Source organism: Amycolatopsis echigonensis, assembly GCF_014174495.1.
GTDB classification, from domain to species: Bacteria; Actinomycetota; Actinomycetes; order Mycobacteriales; family Pseudonocardiaceae; genus Amycolatopsis; species Amycolatopsis echigonensis.
In genome coordinates, this window is the sequence record NZ_JACJHR010000214.1 from 1 (window position 1) to 1570 (window position 1570).

The 1570-nt window shown below is 70.3% G+C and carries 1 protein-coding gene; it reads left to right on the forward strand.

Going from position 1 to position 1570, the window contains the following annotated elements; all coding sequences use genetic code 11:
- Nucleotides 1–230: 230 nt before the first annotated feature.
- Nucleotides 231–1570: thiamine pyrophosphate-binding protein (locus tag H5411_RS46345; protein WP_246370542.1), on the forward strand; the 1340-nt coding region annotated here is incomplete at its 3' end.

Consider the following 1570-nt stretch of genomic DNA (forward strand, 5'->3'; position numbering starts at 1 on the left):
GTCCGCTCGGTCGACCCGGAGACCGGGCACCGGTTCGACGACACCAAGGCGCTGCTCGACTCCCTCGATTCCCTCGGCCCCGCCGGACGGGAAGCCATTTACGGCGGCAACGCGCTGCGGGTGTTCCCCCGTCTCGCCCGCCGCCTCGAAAAGCAGGAGGCCACGCGCTGAAGGTCTACGAAGCACTGGCCGCGGCGTTCGCCGCCGAAGGCGTCACCGACGTGTTCGGCATGATGGGCGACGCCAACATGCACTGGATGAACGCGTTGGCCGGCCACGGCACCCGGCTCTACGAGGTCCGCCACGAAGGCGCCGGGCTGAGCATGGCGCATGGTTTCGCCCGCGCGTCGGGCCGCCCCGGCGTCGTCACCACGACGAGCGGGCCGGGGACCGCACAGCTGGCCACCTCGATGCTCGTCGCCAGCCGCGCCCGCATCCCGCTCGTCGCGTTCTGCGGCGAAACCCCGCTTGGCGACGAAAGCGCGGTCCAGTACCTGGACCAGCGCCGGTTCGCCGCCGCGATCGAATGCGAGTTCCTCCAGGTGGCCAAGGCGGACTCCGCCGAGGAAATCGTGCGACGCGCGTTCTGGCTCGCCCGCACCGAGTCGCGACCGGTCATGATCAGCGCGCCGATCGACGTGCAGCTGGAGGAATTCGAGGACGTCCTGCCGTATTCGCCGTCCACCGACCTCCTGCGCACCCCCGCGTTGCTGCCGAACCCGGCGAGCATCGCACAGGCCGCCGAACTGCTCGCCGCGAGCAAGCGACCAGTGCTCATCGCAGGCCGCGGCGCCCGGAGCGCGGACGCGGGCGACCAAGTGCTCGCGCTGCAACGCCGGACCGGCGCGCTGCTGGCCACCACCTTGCAGGCGAAGAACTGGCTGTACGGGCAGACCGGGTACCACGTCGGGATCGCCGGGCTGTTCGGCAGCAAGGTCGCGATGGAACTGTTGCAGGAAGCCGATTGCGTCGTCGCGGTCGGCGCGAGCCTGAACCATTACACGATCGAAAGCGGCTACCTCTTCCCCGACGCGAAGTTCGTGCAGATCGACACCGCGCCCCACGTCGTGATGGGCAACGGCCGCGTCGCGGACAGCTACGTCCAGGCCGACGCGGTCACCGGGCTGGCGGCGCTGACCAGCGCGCTGGAACAGCGCGGCATCGAACTCGAAGGCTTCCACACCGCCGACGTGCACGCCCGGCTCACCGCACCGCTCGTCGACCCGGCCGAATACCGGCGCGAGCCCGGCCTGCTCGACCCGCGCGAGGCGATCGCCGTCGTCGACGCGGAGCTGCCGGGCGAGATCGGGCTCGTGCTCGGCAGCGGGCACCAGACGGACTTCGGCACCATGCTGTTCCAGCGTTCCCGCGAAGTCACCTCGAACTACGGCATGTTCGGCGCGATCGGGCAGGCCCCGCTGCTGACCATCGGCGCGGCGGTCGCCAAGCGCGAGCCGATGTTCGTGGTCGAGGGCGACGCGAGTTTCCTCATGCACCTGCCCGAATTCGAGACCGCCTGCCGTTACGGGCTGCCGGTGCTCGTCGTGGTGATGAACGACGAGGGCCTCGG